Annotated in this window: 11 protein-coding genes and 1 tRNA gene; all 12 read right to left on the minus strand. The window is 62.1% G+C overall.

Annotated elements, in window-relative coordinates; all coding sequences use genetic code 11:
* Positions 1-105: 105 nt before the first annotated feature.
* Positions 106-4302: a DNA-directed RNA polymerase subunit beta' gene (gene rpoC / locus NP503_RS27020; protein WP_013531415.1), complete on the minus strand. Its 4197-nt coding sequence runs from the start codon at positions 4300-4302 to the stop codon at positions 106-108.
* Between the two features lie 147 nt (positions 4303-4449).
* Positions 4450-8586 (minus strand): DNA-directed RNA polymerase subunit beta, encoded by a 4137-nt coding sequence (gene rpoB, locus NP503_RS27025; RefSeq protein WP_127271908.1) that lies wholly within the window; start codon positions 8584-8586, stop codon positions 4450-4452.
* Between the two features lie 251 nt (positions 8587-8837).
* Positions 8838-9215: a 50S ribosomal protein L7/L12 gene (gene rplL, locus NP503_RS27030; protein WP_023762907.1), complete on the minus strand. Its 378-nt coding sequence runs from the start codon at positions 9213-9215 to the stop codon at positions 8838-8840.
* A gap of 54 nt (positions 9216-9269) precedes the next feature.
* Positions 9270-9788: a 50S ribosomal protein L10 gene (rplJ, locus tag NP503_RS27035; RefSeq protein ID WP_013531412.1), complete on the minus strand. Its 519-nt coding sequence runs from the start codon at positions 9786-9788 to the stop codon at positions 9270-9272.
* A gap of 395 nt (positions 9789-10183) precedes the next feature.
* Positions 10184-10882 carry a 50S ribosomal protein L1 gene (gene rplA / locus NP503_RS27040; RefSeq protein ID WP_013531411.1) on the minus strand — a complete coding sequence of 233 codons (699 nt, stop codon included), beginning with the start codon at positions 10880-10882 and terminating at the stop codon, positions 10184-10186.
* A gap of 4 nt (positions 10883-10886) precedes the next feature.
* Positions 10887-11315, minus strand: a complete 429-nt coding sequence (gene rplK / locus NP503_RS27045) for a 50S ribosomal protein L11 (protein WP_013531410.1) — start codon at positions 11313-11315, stop codon at positions 10887-10889.
* A 159-nt stretch (positions 11316-11474) separates the two neighbouring features.
* Complete coding sequence (nusG, locus tag NP503_RS27050; RefSeq protein ID WP_013531409.1) at positions 11475-12002, minus strand: transcription termination/antitermination protein NusG; 528 nt, start codon at positions 12000-12002, stop codon at positions 11475-11477.
* A 27-nt stretch (positions 12003-12029) separates the two neighbouring features.
* Entirely contained in the window at positions 12030-12233 is a 204-nt protein-coding gene (secE, locus tag NP503_RS27055) for a preprotein translocase subunit SecE (protein ID WP_013531408.1), read from the minus strand.
* Between the two features lie 397 nt (positions 12234-12630).
* Positions 12631-12706 (minus strand) — tRNA-Trp (locus NP503_RS27060).
* Between the two features lie 192 nt (positions 12707-12898).
* On the minus strand, positions 12899-13396 hold the full coding sequence (locus NP503_RS27065) for a metal-dependent hydrolase (RefSeq protein WP_127268201.1): 498 nt from the start codon (positions 13394-13396) through the stop codon (positions 12899-12901).
* 250 nt (positions 13397-13646) lie between these two features.
* Positions 13647-15287 (minus strand): hypothetical protein, encoded by a 1641-nt coding sequence (locus NP503_RS27070; protein ID WP_127268200.1) that lies wholly within the window; start codon positions 15285-15287, stop codon positions 13647-13649.
* A 154-nt stretch (positions 15288-15441) separates the two neighbouring features.
* On the minus strand, positions 15442-16617 hold the full coding sequence (tuf, locus tag NP503_RS27075; protein WP_013531404.1) for an elongation factor Tu: 1176 nt from the start codon (positions 16615-16617) through the stop codon (positions 15442-15444).
* Between the last annotated feature and the right edge of the window lie 229 nt (positions 16618-16846).

Genomic DNA, 16846 nt, shown 5'->3' on the forward strand with positions numbered 1-16846 from the left:
GCTCCTCACTTCGCCACCGCCACAAAGTTCGGCTCCAACGCAATGAAAAAAGGCCGCCGGGTCGCCCCGACGGCCTTTTTTTGCCTGAGATTCCAACCGCCGCGCTTACTGCGCGGCGGTTGTCATGTCGGCCAGCATCGGCTCGGCGACTTCCGCACCCGAGGCCTTGCGGCGCTCGTCGATGATCAGTTCGTCGCGCGAGGTGGCGATGCGCCGGATCTGGCTCATCGTGCCGCCGGTACCGGCCGGGATCAGCCGGCCGACGATGACGTTTTCCTTCAAGCCCTGCAGCATGTCGGTCTTGCCGGCAACCGCAGCCTCCGTCAGCACCCGGGTCGTTTCCTGGAAGGAGGCGGCCGAGATGAAGGACGGCGTCTGCAGCGATGCCTTGGTGATGCCGAGCAGCACCGGCAGGCCTTCGGCCGGCTTCTTGCCGTCCTCGACCAGACGCTCGTTGACCTCTTCCAGTTCGATCACGTCGACATGATCGCCCGGGATGTAGGTCGAATCGCCCTGCACCGTGATCTCGACCTTCTGCAGCATCTGGCGAACAATCACCTCGATGTGCTTGTCGTTGATCGACACGCCCTGCAGACGATAGACTTCCTGGATCTCGTTGACGAGGTAGGAAGCAAGTGCCTCCACGCCCTTGATCGCCAGGATGTCGTGCGGCGCCGGATTGCCGTCGAGGATGTAGTCGCCCTTCTCGATGACGTCGCCGTCCTGGAGATGGAACGGCTTGCCCTTCGGGATCAGGTATTCGACCGGCTCAAGCGTCGAGTCATGCGGCTCGATGATGATGCGACGCTTGTTCTTGTAGTCGCGGCCGAAGCGGATCGTGCCGTCGATCTCGGCGATGATGGCGTGATCCTTCGGACGACGTGCCTCGAACAGCTCGGCAACACGCGGCAGACCGCCGGTGATGTCCTTGGTCTTGGCGCTTTCCATCGGAATACGCGCCAGCACGTCGCCGGGGCGAACCTGCGAACCCGGCTCGACCGAAAGAATGGCCTCGACCGAGAGCAGGAAGCGGGCGTCGCCGCCCTTCGACAGCTTGCCGACCTTGCCCTTGGCGTCCTGGATCGCAATCGCCGGCTTCAGGTCGTTGCCGCGTGGCGTCGAGCGCCAGTCGATGACCTCACGCTTGGTGATGCCGGTCGACTCGTCGGCCGTTTCCTGAACGGAAATGCCGTCGACCAGATCCTCGTACGACACCCTGCCCTCGATTTCGGTGAGGACCGGACGGGTATAGGGATCCCACTCGGCGATACGCTGGCCGCGCTTCACCTTGTCACCATCGTCCACGAAGATGCGCGAACCATAGGTGAGGCGGTGCGAGGCGCGCTCCTTGCCGGCTTCGTCGAGGATCAGAACCGCCATGTTGCGGCCCATGACCATCTGCTGGCCGTCGGAGTTGCGCACCACGTTGCGGTTGCGGATCTCGACCTTGCCCTCATACGAGGCTTCAAGGAACGAGCTGTCCACGACCTGCGCGGTACCGCCCATGTGGAAGGTACGCATGGTGAGCTGGGTGCCCGGCTCGCCGATCGACTGCGCCGCGATGACGCCGACGGCTTCGCCCTGATTGACCGGGGTGCCGCGGGCCAGATCGCGACCGTAGCAGACCGCGCAGACGCCAACCCTGACTTCGCAAGTCAGTGCCGAGCGGATGCGGACCGACTGGACGCCGGCCTTTTCGATCTGTTCCACGTCACGCTCGTCCATCAGCGTTCCGGCCTTGACCAGGATCTCGCCCGACACCGGATGGGTGATGTCGTCGAGCGACGTACGGCCCAGCACGCGCTGGCCGACCGAAGCGACGACCTGACCGGCATCGACGATCGGCTGCATGGTGAGGCCCTTGTCGGTGCCGCAGTCGACGGAGTTGACGATGCAATCCTGCGCCACGTCGACCAGACGACGGGTGAGGTAACCCGAGTTCGCCGTCTTCAAGGCGGTGTCGGCCAGACCCTTGCGGGCGCCGTGGGTCGAGTTGAAGTACTCGAGCACGGTCAGGCCTTCCTTGAAGTTCGAGATGATCGGCGTCTCGATGATTTCACCCGACGGCTTGGCCATGAGGCCGCGCATGCCGGCAAGCTGGCGCATCTGGGTGGGCGAGCCACGCGCACCGGAGTGCGACATCATGTAGATCGAGTTCATCGGCTTCTGACGGCCATTGTCCTCGAACTCGACCGCCTTGATACGGGCCATCATTTCGTCGGCGACCTTTTCCGAGCACTTGGCCCAGGCGTCGACGACCTTGTTGTACTTCTCGCCCTGCGTGATCAGACCGTCATTGTACTGCTGCTCGTATTCCTTGGCCAAAGCCTCGGTGTCGGAGACCAGCTTGATCTTGGCATCCGGGATCAGCATGTCGTCCTTGCCGAACGAAATGCCGGCACGGCAGGCATGGCTGAATCCGAGCGCCATGATGCGATCGCAGAAAATGACCGTCTCCTTCTGACCGCAATGGCGGTAGACGGTGTCGATCATCTTGGAGATGTTCTTCTTGGTCATCTCCTGGTTGGCGGTCTCGTAAGGCACGTTGACGTTCTTCGGCAGAAGCTCGCCGATGATCATGCGGCCAGGCGTCGTGTCATGGATCTTCGACACGACCTTGCCTTCGGCGTCGACCGTACGGAAACGACCCTTGATCTTGGAGTGCAGCGTCACCGCCTTGGTCTCGAGCGCGTGCTGGAGTTCGCCCATGTCGGCAAACACCATGCCCTCGCCCGGCTCGTTCTGGTTGACGATCGAGAGATAATAGAGACCCAGAACCATGTCCTGCGACGGCACGATGATCGGCGCGCCGGAAGCCGGGTGCAGGATGTTGTTGGTCGACATCATCAGCACGCGGGCTTCAAGCTGCGCTTCCAGCGACAGCGGCACGTGAACGGCCATCTGGTCGCCGTCGAAGTCGGCGTTGAAGGCCGTGCAGACCAGCGGGTGCAGCTGGATCGCCTTGCCTTCGATCAGGATCGGCTCGAACGCCTGGATGCCGAGACGGTGCAGCGTCGGCGCACGGTTCAGCAGCACCGGATGCTCGCGGATGACCTCGTCGAGGATATCCCAGACTTCCGGACGCTCCTTTTCGACCAGCTTCTTCGCCTGCTTGACGGTCGAGGAGTAACCCTTGGCGTCGAGACGGGCGTAGATGAAGGGCTTGAACAGTTCGAGCGCCATCTTCTTGGGCAGGCCGCACTGGTGCAGCTTGAGCTCCGGACCGGTCACGATGACCGAGCGGCCGGAATAGTCGACGCGCTTGCCGAGCAGGTTCTGACGGAACCGGCCCTGCTTGCCCTTGAGCATGTCGGACAGCGACTTCAGCGGGCGCTTGTTGGCGCCGGTGATGACGCGGCCGCGACGGCCGTTGTCGAACAGCGCATCGACGGCTTCCTGCAGCATGCGCTTTTCATTGCGCACGATGATGCCGGGAGCGCGCAGCTCGATCAGCCGCTTCAGACGGTTGTTGCGGTTGATGACGCGGCGATAGAGATCGTTCAGATCCGACGTGGCGAAGCGGCCGCCGTCCAGAGGAACCAGCGGACGCAGGTCCGGCGGGATCACCGGAACCACCTTCATGATCATCCATTCCGGACGGTTGCCGGATTCCATGAAGTTCTCGACGACCTTGAGCCGCTTCAGATACTTCTTCTGCTTCAGCTCGGAGGTGGTCGAAGCCAGTTCCGAACGCAGGTCGCCGGCGATCTTCTCCAGGTCCATGCCCGCCAGGAGGTCATGAATGGCCTCGGCGCCGATCATGGCGGTGAAACTATCCTCGCCATACTCGTCGACGGCGATCATGTACTCTTCCTCGCTGAGCAGCTGGTGCTCCTTCAGCGCGGTGAGGCCAGGTTCGGTGACGATGTAGTTCTCGAAGTAGAGGACGCGCTCGATGTCCTTCAGGGTCATGTCGAGCAGCGTGCCGATGCGCGACGGCAGCGACTTCAGGAACCAGATATGGGCGACCGGAGCCGCCAGCTCGATATGGCCCATGCGCTCGCGGCGAACGCGCGACAGCGTGACTTCGACGCCGCACTTCTCGCAGATGACGCCCTTGTACTTCATGCGCTTGTACTTGCCGCACAGGCACTCGTAGTCCTTGATCGGGCCAAAAATGCGCGCGCAGAACAGACCGTCACGCTCCGGCTTGAAGGTGCGGTAGTTGATGGTCTCCGGCTTCTTGATCTCGCCGAAAGACCAGGACAGAATCTTCTCAGGGCTGGCAAGCGATATCCGAATGGAATCGAACACCTGCGCAGGCGCCTGCGGATTGAAGAGATTCATGACCTCTTGGTTCATGCCGTTCTCCTTTTCGGGGTCCTCGAAAACCCCTTGCATCTAGCGCGGGCCAAACGCCCGCCGTCGTGTGTCGGCCACCGGCCGAAGAATTTGGTGCGTTCGGTCGCGATTTCCGCGACCGAACGTCTTGTTTACTCGGCCGCGCCCCTATTCGGCAGCATCGGGCAGCCGGACAGGGTTGTCGTCGAGCTTGGTGTTCTCCAGCTCGACATTGAGGCCGAGAGACCGCATTTCCTTGACGAGAACGTTGAAGCTCTCGGGGATGCCGGCCTCGAAGGTGTCGTCGCCACGCACGATCGCCTCGTAGACCTTGGTACGACCGGCGACGTCGTCGGACTTCACCGTCAGCATTTCCTGCAGCGTGTAGGCGGCGCCGTATGCTTCGAGCGCCCAGACCTCCATCTCGCCGAAGCGCTGGCCACCGAACTGCGCCTTGCCGCCCAGCGGCTGCTGGGTAACGAGCGAGTACGGACCGATCGAACGCGCGTGGATCTTGTCGTCCACGAGGTGGTGAAGCTTGAGCATGTAGATGTAGCCCATCGTCACCTTGCGATCGAACGGCTCGCCCGTGCGTCCGTCATAGAGCTGCGACTGACCGCTGGTATGCAGGCCCGCCTGCTCCAGCATGATGTTGATGTCAGCCTCATGCGCGCCGTCGAACACCGGGGTCGCGATCGAGACGCCGCGGCGCATCTGCTCGCTGAGGCGAACAATGCTCTCGTCGTCATAGTCACGAACCGGCTCGTTGCGGTCGTTGGCCGGGATGAAGCTCTCGAGCGTCTTGCGCAGCGGCTTGATGTCGCCGGCTGCCTTGTACGTGTCGATCAGCTCGCCGATCTTCTTGCCCATGCCCGCGCATGCCCAGCCCAGATGCGTTTCCAGGATCTGGCCGACATTCATGCGGCTCGGCACACCCAGCGGGTTGAGCACGATATCGGCATGCGTGCCGTCCTCGAGGAAAGGCATGTCTTCGACCGGAACGATCCGCGACACGACACCCTTGTTGCCGTGACGGCCGGCCATCTTGTCGCCGGGCTGCATCTTGCGCTTCACGGCCACGAAGACCTTGACCATCTTCATGACGCCCGGAGGCATTTCGTCGCCGCGCTGGACCTTCTCGACCTTGTCCATGAAACGCTGTTCGAGCGCCTTCTTGGAATCGTCGTACTGGCCACGGAGCGCCTCGAGTTCGCTCTGGAGCTTTTCGTTCTCCACGGCAAACTGCCACCACTGCGAACGCGGATACTCGTCGAGCGTATCCTTGGACAGCGTCGAGCCCTTCTTGAAGCCCTTCGGTCCGGCGATCGCTTCCTTGCCGACGAGCACGTCGGAAAGACGCGCGTAGACGTTACGGTCCAGAATGGCCTGTTCGTCGTCGCGGTCCTTGGCGAGGCGTTCGATCTCCTCGCGCTCGATCGCCATGGCGCGCTCGTCCTTCTCCACACCGTGGCGATTGAAGACGCGCACCTCGACGACCGTGCCGAAAGTGCCCGGAGGCATGCGCATCGAGGTGTCGCGCACATCGGATGCCTTTTCGCCGAAGATGGCGCGCAGAAGCTTCTCTTCCGGCGTCATCGGGCTTTCGCCCTTCGGCGTGATCTTGCCGACCAGGATGTCGCCCGGCTGAACTTCGGCACCGATATAGACGATGCCGGCTTCGTCGAGGTTCTTCAGCGCTTCTTCCGAGACGTTTGGAATATCGCGCGTGATTTCCTCCGGTCCGAGCTTGGTATCGCGCGCCATGACCTCGAACTCCTCGATGTGGATCGAGGTGAAGACGTCATCGGCGACGATGCGTTCGGACAGGAGGATCGAGTCCTCGTAGTTGTAGCCGTTCCACGGCATGAACGCGACCAGCACGTTGCGGCCGAGCGCCAGATCGCCGAGCTCGGTCGACGGACCGTCGGCGATGATGTCGCCCTTGTTGACCCGGTCACCCATGCGAACCAGCGGACGCTGGTTGATGCAGGTGTTCTGGTTCGAACGCTGGAACTTCATCAGCCGGTAGATATCGACGCCGGACTTGCCCGGATCGAGATCTTCGGTGGCGCGGATAACGATACGCGTCGCGTCCACCTGGTCGACGATGCCGCCGCGGCGGGCGCCGATGGCGGCGCCCGAGTCACGGGCGACGATCGGCTCCATGCCGGTGCCGACGAACGGCGCCTCGGCGCGCACCAGCGGCACGGCCTGACGCTGCATGTTCGAGCCCATCAGAGCGCGGTTGGCGTCGTCGTTTTCCAGGAACGGGATCAGGGCCGCGGCCACCGACACCATCTGCTTGGGCGACACGTCCATCAGATCGACGTTTTCGCGCGGCGCCATCATCACTTCGCCGGCGCTGCGGCAAATGACGAATTCGTCGACGAAACCACCGTTCTTGTCGAGCTCGGCGTTGGCCTGCGCGACATGGTGCTTGGCCTCTTCCATCGCGGAGAGATAGACGACGTCATTGGTCAGCTTGCCGTCGACGATCTTGCGGTACGGGCTCTCGATGAAGCCGTATTTGTTGACGCGTGCGAAGGTGGCCAGCGAGTTGATCAGACCGATATTCGGGCCTTCCGGCGTCTCAATCGGGCAGATGCGGCCGTAATGCGTCGGGTGCACGTCGCGCACTTCGAAGCCGGCGCGCTCGCGGGTCAGACCGCCCGGTCCAAGCGCCGAGAGGCGGCGCTTGTGGGTGATCTCCGACAGCGGGTTGGTCTGGTCCATGAACTGCGACAGCTGCGAGGAACCGAAGAACTCGCGCACGGCGGCAGCCGCCGGCTTGGCGTTGATCAGGTCCTGCGGCATGACCGTGTCGATCTCGATCGAGGACATACGCTCCTTGATCGCGCGCTCCATGCGCAGCAGGCCGACGCGGTACTGGTTTTCCATCAGCTCGCCGACCGAACGCACGCGGCGGTTGCCGAGATTGTCGATGTCGTCGATCTCGCCCTTGCCGTCGCGCAGCTCGACCAGCGTCCTGACCACGGCCAGGATGTCGTCCTTGCGCAGCACGCGCACGGTGTCCTCGGCCTTGAGCTCGAGACGCATGTTCATCTTGACGCGGCCGACGGCCGACAGATCGTAGCGCTCACTGTCGAAGAACAGCGAGTTGAACATGGCTTCGGCGGTTTCGAGCGTCGGCGGCTCGCCGGGGCGCATGACACGATAGATGTCGAACAGCGCGTCCTGGCGGCTCTCGTTCTTGTCGACGTTGAGCGTGTTGCGGATATAGGCGCCGACATTGACGTGGTCGATGTCGAGAACCTTGATCTCGTCTTCGCCGGTGCCGAGCAGAACCTTCAGCGTCTTCTCGTCGATCTCGTCGCCGGCCTCGAGGAAGATCTCGCCGGTGGCGTAGTTGACGATGTCCTCGGCCAGATAGTTACCGAGCAGGTCCTCGTCGGTGGCCTTGATCGCCTTCAGACCCTTTTCGCCAAGCGCCCTCGCCTGGCGGGCGGTGATCTTCTTGCCGGCTTCGACGACGACTTCGCCGGTATCGGCATCGACCAGGTCGCCGACGGCCTTGAGGCCGCGGAAACGCTCGACGTTGAACGGAATGCGCCAATGGTCGCCGGCGCGCTTGTAGGTGATCTTGTTGTAGAAGGTCGACAGGATCTCTTCGCCGTCCATACCGAGCGCCATCAGCAGCGACGTCACCGGAATCTTGCGGCGGCGATCGATGCGGGCGTGCACGACGTCCTTGGAATCGAACTCGATGTCGAGCCACGAGCCGCGATAGGGGATGACGCGCGCGGCAAACAGAAGCTTGCCCGACGAGTGCGACTTGCCCTTGTCATGGTCGAAGAAGACGCCCGGCGAGCGGTGCATCTGCGAGACGATGACGCGCTCGGTGCCGTTGACGATGAAGGTGCCGTTCAAGGTCATGAGCGGCATGTCGCCCATGTAGACGTCCTGCTCCTTGATGTCCTTGATGGACTTGGCGCCGGTATCCTCGTCGATATCGAACACGATGAGGCGCAGCGTCACCTTCAGCGGCGCGGCATAGGTGAGGTCGCGCTGACGGCATTCGTCAACGTCGAATTTCGGTCCTTCGAACTCGTACTTCACGAACTCCAGCATCGAGGAGCCGGAAAAATCGGAGATCGGGAAAACCGACTTGAAAACAGCCTGCAGTCCCTCGTCCGGACGCCCGCCCTTGGGCTCCGCCACCATCAGGAATTGATCATAGGATGCCTTCTGAACCTCGATGAGGTTCGGCATCTCCGCAACTTCCGGGATCTTTCCGAAGAACTTGCGTACGCGTCTGCGGCCATTGAAAGTCTGGGTCTGGGCCATCGTCGCTCCTTAGCTCTAAACTCGGGACGAGCCTCGCCGCGGCTCGCCTTGCATTCTGGGCCACCTTGGCGGCAACCCTCTGTCTGTTTTCCCGGCGCCTGTCGGCGGCCGGCTAGAACGGGAGAAAACCCGTTTCCTGAAGGCCGGTTTTCGGCCCTCAGGAAAGAGGTTCTCGTAGATCTCGCGTTACGCGTGCTCCCTCCGGGCGAAGGGAGTGGCGGACGGCGCGAGGCCGCCCGCCGCTTTCACGATTACTTCAGGTCGACCTTGGCGCCGGCTGCTTCCAGCTGGGCCTTGAACTTGTCAGCGTCGGCCTTGGAAACGCCTTCCTTGACCGGCTTCGGAGCCGCTTCGACCAGATCCTTGGCTTCCTTGAGGCCAAGACCGGTGATGGCGCGGACTTCCTTGATGACGTTGATCTTCTGAGCGCCTGCCTCGGTGAGGACGACGTCGAATTCCGTCTTTTCCTCGACCGGAGCAGCAGCGGCCGCACCACCGCCAGCGGCGGCAACAGCCACCGGAGCAGCGGCGGAAACGCCCCACTTTTCTTCCAGAAGCTTCGACAGCTCGGCCGCCTCGAGGACGGTCAGCTTCGAAAGGTCGTCTACGATCTTTGCGAGATCAGCCATTGTTGTGTTCCTTCATAAGGTTCGAACGTGTGTTTGTGATAGCGAGGAACGGCCTCATGCCGCCTCGTCCTTCCGGGCGTAAGCGCCGATGACGCGCGCGACCGAGGCCGCTGGCGCATTGACGATCTGGGCGATCCGGGTTGCCGGCGTGGCGATCATGCCAACCAGCCTGGCGCGCAGCTCATCGAGCGACGGAAGTGTGGCGAGTGCCTTCACACCGTCGGCATTGAGCGAGGTGGTGCCCATTGCGCCGCCGAGAATGACGAGCTTGTCATTTCCCTTGGCGAAATCGGACGCGACCTTCGGCGCCGCAATCGGATCCTCCGAATAAGCAATCAGCGTCTGTCCCTTGAACAGCTCGATGATCGATGCGGAGTCCGTGCCCTGAAGAGCGATTTTGGCGAGACGGTTCTTCGCGACTTTGACGGTGCCACCGGCGGCGCGCATTTTCGACCGAAGGTCGTTCATTTGCGCGACGGTGATACCGGCGTAGTGGGCCACGACCACTGAACCTGCGTTCGAGAACGCACCGTTCAGGCCCGTGACGAGTTCGCGTTTTTCCGCTCTGTCCACTGCCTATCTCCAGTTGACCCCAATCCTGTTAACGGGAACATCCCATTGACGAGGACAGGCGTCGGGTTGCCTTTTGTCGGCCGGGCCATCCAGTAACGGATCTCCCGAACGACGCTCGAGGATCCTGCCCCCTTTCGCCACATCGACGGTCAAGCCGGCGATGCGCAGACAAAAGGCAAACACGGTTCGAACCTTTCATTGGAGCAATCGCTCCGTTGTCCGGTCTTCACCCGTCTCATGCAGGCCCAAATCGAATTAAGGCTTCTGGGCCGCCTGCAATCTCGGACAGGATGTCCGGAAACCTCTCGGCTTCCGGTACCGGGCCGCCAACTAGGTCGGAGGCCCGGAATTCTTTGCAGATCAGCCGTTTACCGGCCGATCTCGATCAAAACTTATCAGGACGCGTTGAGCGTCGCGACGTCGAGCTTGAGGCCCGGGCCCATCGTCGAGGTGACCGACACCTTCTTGACGTAGTTGCCCTTGGCGCCAGTCGGCTTTGCCTTGGTCACCGCATCGGCGAAGGCGCGGATGTTCTCTTCCAGGGCCTTGACGTCGAACGACACCTTGCCGACGCCGGCATGGACGATGCCAGCCTTCTCGACACGGAACTCGACGGCGCCGCCCTTGGATGCCTTGACGGCGGCGGCAACGTCGGTGGTGACGGTGCCGACCTTCGGGTTCGGCATCATGCCGCGCGGGCCGAGCACTTTGCCCAGACGACCGACGAGCGGCATCATGTCCGGCGTGGCGATGCAGCGATCAAAATCGATCGTGCCCTTCTGGACGATGTCGACCAGATCCTCGGCACCGACGATGTCGGCGCCGGCGGCGCGCGCTTCGTCGGCCTTGTCGCCACGGGCGAACACGGCGACACGCACCGAGCGGCCGGTGCCGTTCGGCAGGTTGACCACGCCGCGGACCATCTGGTCGGCATGGCGCGGGTCGACGCCGAGGTTCATGGCGACTTCGATGGTCTCATCGAACTTCACCGAGGAACGGTCCTTGAGCAGCTTCAGCGCATCGCCCAGGGCATAAGCCTTGTTGGGATCGATGCCTTCGCGGGTCTTCGATACGCGCTTTGCAATCTTTGCCATGATCTTAGCCCACCACTTCCAGACCCATCGAGCGGGCGGAGCCCTCGACCATGCGCATGGCCGCTTCGACGTCGTTTGCGTTCAGGTCTTTCATCTTCGCGGTGGCAATCTCGCGGACCTTGTCACGCGAAACCGTACCGGCCTTGACCTTGCCCGGCTCCTTGGAACCGGACGTCAGGTTCGCCGCCTTCTTCAGGAAGTAGCTCACCGGCGCCGTCTTCATGACGAAGGTGAAGGACTTGTCCTGATAGTAGGTGATGACGACCGGAACCGGCGATCCCTTTTCCATTTCCTGGGTCTGCGCGTTGAACGCCTTGCAGAATTCCATGATGTTGATGCCACGCTGACCAAGCGCCGGGCCGATCGGGGGAGACGGCGTCGCCGATCCCGCTTTCACCTGGAGCTTGAGCTGGCCTGCAATTTTCTTAGCCATCTCTTTTCCTGCCTTTGTCTATGCCGGTCATGCCGGCGGTTGCAGTCTGGTGGTGCGGTTCGCGCAGCCGGCTAAAGCCGCACTCGCCTCCCACCGTCTCAGGCCGCGCGCTTCCGCGCCGCCTCCCCTGATCGCCAAACCGGCGTCAGGGATTTCGGATCAGCCCTTTTCGACCTGTCCGAATTCCAGATCGACCGGCACGGCGCGCCCGAAGATCGAAACTTCCACCTTGAGCCGCGCCCGCTCCTCGTCCACTTCCTGGACGAAACCGTTGAACGACGCGAACGGACCATCCGAAACGCGGATCGCTTCGCCGATCTCGAACGTGACCGAGGGCTTGGGCCGCTCGACGCCTTCCTGCACCTGGTTCAGGATGCGCTGGGCTTCCGCCTCGGTGATCGGCACCGGCTTGGAGTCGCCCAGGAAGCCGGTGACCTTCGGTGTGTTCTTGACCAGCGAGAACACGGCGTCGGTCAAATTGGCCTTCAGCAGCACATAGCCCGGGAAGAACTTGCGCTCGGCATCGACCTTGCGGCCGCGGCGAACTTCGACGACCTTCTCGGTCGGAACCACGATCTGGTGGATGTCGGCGGACAGGCCCTTCTGCTTGGCCTTGTTCTCGATATCCTCGGCGACCTTCTTTTCAAAGTTCGAATAAGCGTGGACGATGTACCAGCGCGCGGTCATTTCAAGACTTCTCCGTAATCGCCGGACTTAGCGTCCGATGCCCAGAATCTGTTCGACCGCAAGGCCCATGAGCTGATCGGCGGTGAAGAAAAAGATCATCGCGATCACTGCGAAGGCCAGAACCATCACCGTCGAGATCATCGTTTCGCGTCGCGACGGCCAAGTCACCTTGGCGGTCTCCGCGCGAACCTGCTGGAGAAAGACGAAAGGATTTGTGGTTTTCGAAGCCATATGCCGCTCTGTCTTCAAGACCCGTTGGCCGGGTCTCCTGGATGATCCCGCTGGCCGGGACGTGCCGCCTGAGCCCAATCTCGCGCCGAATCAGCGCAATCATTTCGCCCATGCAAATCAGACGCGTAAAGCCGGTTTCCCAGCTCCACGCGTCGCGTGTCTGTTTCGTCTACATAAAACCGATTCTTGATCCACGCAAGTGGCAAGTCTCCGCTTTATGACCAAACACCGCCTCGGAACCATCCAGTCGTTCCGTCCCGGCTATGGCGCTCTTATGCCCCAATCGACCCTATATGGCAAGCGGGTCGCCGATTTTCAAAGGCCAGAGCATGGAAATATCGCTTTGAAACGCCATTTCGAAACGGCGAAACATTGCGTTGAATGCCATTCCAAGAAATGGCACGGGCAGCAGGGCTCGAACCTACGACCTGCGGTTTTGGAGACCGCCGCTCTACCAACTGAGCTATGCCCGTATCGTGCGCATGTCGGCGCAGAAGGCGCTTCCTAAAAGCTTCCGCACGCTCTGTAAAGAGCGGTTTGCAAGCAAACGCGCCTTAATCCCGACAAGGCCATCCGGGTCGATCCCAAGCTCCGGCCTGAAGTCGCCAGCGCGCGGTGGCGTGATTGAGAGAGACGTCGCCTGCCCTCTTCGATGTGGAGCGTCCTCAAGCGGCATTCGTGGCAGGCTGCGGTCGCCCGCGTGCAAGCCAAAGCGCCCAGCCGCATATCAGGAGTTCGCATGCGAACGTCCAGTGCAGCAAAAAGCTGAGCACCCAATTGCTGAAGTCCGCCGGTACAGTGACGAGTTCGAACGCCCGCCGATCGAATGGCATCAGCCACAATATCGGCGACGCCAGCGTATCGAGGACCATATGCAGCATGGCGGCGGCAAAGAAGGCAGCCGTGGCTGCCAGATACGAGCGGGCGCGCCAGCTGACGAATAGCAACGACAGCGCCCCTGCGGCCGCCCAGAACAGCGGCCAATGCGTCATATAGGAGTGATGGCGGGTGCGTCCGCCGTCGATGAAATGGAAATACAGCATATCGATATCGGGGATGACACTGCCGACTATGGCGGCCCCGACGATAGCCGGGCTGCCAGGCCACTGCCTGCGCATGAACGTTCCGAGAATATAGCCACTTGGAAGATGGGCGATCAGCATCTCGGGACCGTTCACGGTTGCAGGCCAGTGCAGCATTCCGCCCTATTGTGGCGTTATTCCGGATGCCTGCGCCCGATACGTTTCGTGCCGATCATGGTTTCGTACCGGTGGCTTATAGGGGCCGCCCGGCACGCCCCAACCCAGGCCGGCATCGATCCTCCGCCTGCCTGGCGCCGCCAGCAGCGACGATAGCGGAACAATCGGAAGCGGCTCAAGCTGCCTCATGCCCGGTTTCCGGCTCCGCCGCACACTACAATTTGGCCGGCGCATCAGCCTCGGCATTGGCGGAAGGCCGGATCCGGCAATTCTCGGGTCTTGGCACCGCCTCGCAAATGGTGGCACCGGTCAGCGCGTCGACCGATTGCAGGCCGGTCGTCAGGCCGACCTTCAGCATCATGCCGGGTTCCAGCCGGCGCTCGACCGAGCGCCGCTCGATCGCTGCGAACAGGGCGGGACCGATCGCCATCTCCTCGAGATAGGCCTTGACCATCTGCTTTTGCCCCATCGGGTAAAGGCTAAGCCGCGCCTGGGGACCGACAAACCGCCTGATGCCGCCGGCAAGCATCAGCGCGCAGGCCGAATCGCACTCCACGCCGGCATCGATGCTCAGCCCGGCATAGGCGCCCTCTTTGGCCAGGCAATTCCACGCCCCTGGGTCACAGCCGACGAAATCGGTGCGGCCAACGGCGACGTCGAGCTTCTTTTCATGGATAAGCCGTCCTGCCGCCAGGGCGCTGAGCAGGTCGCCTCCCCTCGAACTGATCACGACAGGCAGTTGCCGTTTGCCAAGCATGGCGAGCAATTGGCGCAGCTTCTGCGGGGTCCGGGGGGTGATCGCACCTTCCGCCGAAATCCATTCCGGGCAGTCTGGATTGCAGAGTGGATTGGTGCCGCGAACGACAACGAAGCGCATGTCCTCATCGCGCCGCGCCGCCTCGGGTTCGATCGCCGGCGGAGCAGACTTATCCGCGGTCGCCGTCAGGCCGTCAGGCTTGTTCCCCGGCATTTCCCGGCAATTCGCGGCCAGGCGACCGGGCTCGCACAGGCTTGCCGCGGTCAACACGCCTACAGCGTCCGTGCTGGTGACCAGCTTCATCGCCAGCATGTCGTCGAGGGCGATCTGGTGGATTTCGCTGGCCGGGGTGCCCTTCATCGTTTCGAGCATGCTTTGTTCGATGCCCATCTGTTTCAGGTAGGCCGCCAGCTTTTTCTCAACCGCCTTGCTCATCTCGTAGGTCTTGTAGCTGCCGGCGTTCTTGCGGCTGACGATCTTTGTGTTGAGGATCTTCTTCTTGCCTCCCACGACGCGATAGGTGGTCCGGTATTGCAATTTCGTACGGATGTAGGTCGTGGTGATCTGATGGACGCCGAGATAGGCCCATTCGCCGGCCACCCGCCTGATACCGCCGGCAAACATCAGAGGACAGGCGGAATTGCACATGGCGCCATAGTCGATGACATCGCCGAAGTAGCGGGCGTCACGGCCCTGGCAGCCCTTCGCATCGGGCTGGCAGCTGGAAAACACCGTCTTGCCGATGGCGATATCGAACTTGTTCTTGCGGATCAGCCGGCCAAGCGTCAGCGCCGCCTCGACATTGCCGCCGGGAGAATCGACGACAACAGGCAGTTTCCGCCCACCAAGCGTCTTCAGCATGCGTTTGAAGAGTGCCGGCGTGCCGGCTTCTATCGAGCCCTCGGCCGATATCCATTCCGGGCAGATCGGCTCGCACCCCGGTGCGTTGCTGCGAACGATGCCGAACCGCATCGTCGGCCCAAGATCCGGCGCCGCATCCGCCGCAAAGGCTCCCGGGCCTGCGGCAAGCAATGCGAGCAGCCAGGTCAGAGCCAGCGGCCACAATGCCCGACGATGGAAAAACCGCCTTGGAACCATTTGAAAAAAGCCCCTCGATGCAACCTATACTAGTCGAGGCCCGGAGCCTTGCAACAGGGTTCGGCCGACTGGGCCGCAACCGATAGCCTCGCAAAAGAAAAGGGCGGCCCGAAGACCGCCCTTTTCTTGTCGATCCGGCGAATGCCGGGCTCGATTATTCCTTGATGGTGACGACGATGCCGGCACCGACGGTGCGGCCGCCTTCACGGATAGCGAAGCGCAGCTTCTCTTCCATGGCGATCGGCACGATCAGCTCGACATCGACCGTGATGTTGTCGCCCGGCATCACCATTTCGGTGCCTTCCGGCAGCGACACGATGCCGGTCACGTCGGTCGTGCGGAAGTAGAACTGCGGACGGTAGTTGGTGAAGAACGGCGTGTGACGGCCACCTTCATCCTTGGTCAGGATGTAGGCTTCGGCCACGAACTTCTTGTGCGGCTTCACCGTGCCCGGCTTGGCCAGAACCTGGCCGCGCTCGACACCTTCACGATCAACGCCGCGCAGCAGCGCGCCGATGTTGTCGCCGGCCTGGCCCTGATCGAGCAGCTTGCGGAACATCTCGACGCCCGTGCAGGTCGTCTTGGTCGTCGGACGGATGCCGATGATCTCCAGCTCCTCGCCGACCTTGACCACGCCGCGCTCGACGCGGCCGGTCACGACCGTGCCGCGGCCCGAGATCGAGAACACGTCTTCGATCGGCATCAGGAACGGCTTGTCGAGCGGACGAACCGGCGTCGGAATGTAGGCATCGACCGCAGCCATCAGCTCGCGGATCGCGTCTTCACCGATCTTCTTGTCGGAATCTTCCAGCGCAGCCAGAGCCGAACCCTTGACGATCGGAATGTCGTCGCCGGGGAACTCGTTCTTGGTCAGAAGCTCGCGAACCTCGAGCTCGACCAATTCGAGCAGCTCGGCGTCGTCGACCTGGTCGACCTTGTTCAGGAACACCACGATCGACGGCACGCCGACCTGACGCGCCAGCAGGATGTGCTCGCGGGTCTGCGGCATCGGGCCGTCGGCAGCCGACACGACCAGGATCGCGCCGTCCATCTGCGCGGCACCGGTGATCATGTTCTTCACATAGTCGGCGTGGCCGGGGCAGTCGACGTGAGCGTAGTGCCGGTTGGCCGTCTCATATTCGACGTGCGCCGTCGAGATCGTGATGCCGCGCGCCTTTTCTTCAGGGGCAGCGTCGATCTGGTCGTAGCGCTTGTATTCGCCAAAATACTTGGTGATCGCCGCCGTCAGCGACGTCTTGCCATGGTCGACGTGGCCAATCGTGCCGATGTTCACGTGAGGCTTGTTACGCTCGAATTTACCTTTTGCCATTGTCTCTTTCCTTGGACGGCCCGGATCTTCAGTTCGGTCGAAGACCTTCAGTTCAGTCGAATGCGGGGCGATTAGCGACAAAGGCCAAAAAACACAAGCGTCTTTTGGCCGGGTGCCGTCTCACTCAGTCCGAACCATCGATCCGATTGCGGGATGAGACGCAGATATAGGAAGGCGAACCGTCAAATGGAATGGGCGTTGCATACTGGATCCGAAGCCGAGGATCGGG

The sequence above is a fragment of the Mesorhizobium sp. SEMIA396 genome (assembly GCF_024518615.1).
Taxonomy (GTDB): domain Bacteria; phylum Pseudomonadota; class Alphaproteobacteria; order Rhizobiales; family Rhizobiaceae; genus Mesorhizobium.

What these genes read in the sequence shown, in the direction of transcription:
- NP503_RS27070 (WP_127268200.1), bottom strand. Translation starts at nt 15,287, where the DNA reads ATGGTTCCAAGGCGGTTTTTCCATCGTCGGGCATTGTGGCCGCTGGCT.
- NP503_RS27065 (WP_127268201.1), bottom strand. Translation starts at nt 13,396, where the DNA reads ATGCTGATCGCCCATCTTCCAAGTGGCTATATTCTCGGAACGTTCATG.
- rplL (WP_023762907.1), bottom strand. Translation starts at nt 9,215, where the DNA reads ATGGCTGATCTCGCAAAGATCGTAGACGACCTTTCGAAGCTGACCGTC.
- tuf (WP_013531404.1), bottom strand. Translation starts at nt 16,617, where the DNA reads ATGGCAAAAGGTAAATTCGAGCGTAACAAGCCTCACGTGAACATCGGC.
- rpoB (WP_127271908.1), bottom strand. Translation starts at nt 8,586, where the DNA reads ATGGCCCAGACCCAGACTTTCAATGGCCGCAGACGCGTACGCAAGTTC.
- rplA (WP_013531411.1), bottom strand. Translation starts at nt 10,882, where the DNA reads ATGGCAAAGATTGCAAAGCGCGTATCGAAGACCCGCGAAGGCATCGAT.
- rpoC (WP_013531415.1), bottom strand. Translation starts at nt 4,302, where the DNA reads ATGAACCAAGAGGTCATGAATCTCTTCAATCCGCAGGCGCCTGCGCAG.
- rplK (WP_013531410.1), bottom strand. Translation starts at nt 11,315, where the DNA reads ATGGCTAAGAAAATTGCAGGCCAGCTCAAGCTCCAGGTGAAAGCGGGA.
- nusG (WP_013531409.1), bottom strand. Translation starts at nt 12,002, where the DNA reads ATGACCGCGCGCTGGTACATCGTCCACGCTTATTCGAACTTTGAAAAG.
- secE (WP_013531408.1), bottom strand. Translation starts at nt 12,233, where the DNA reads ATGGCTTCGAAAACCACAAATCCTTTCGTCTTTCTCCAGCAGGTTCGC.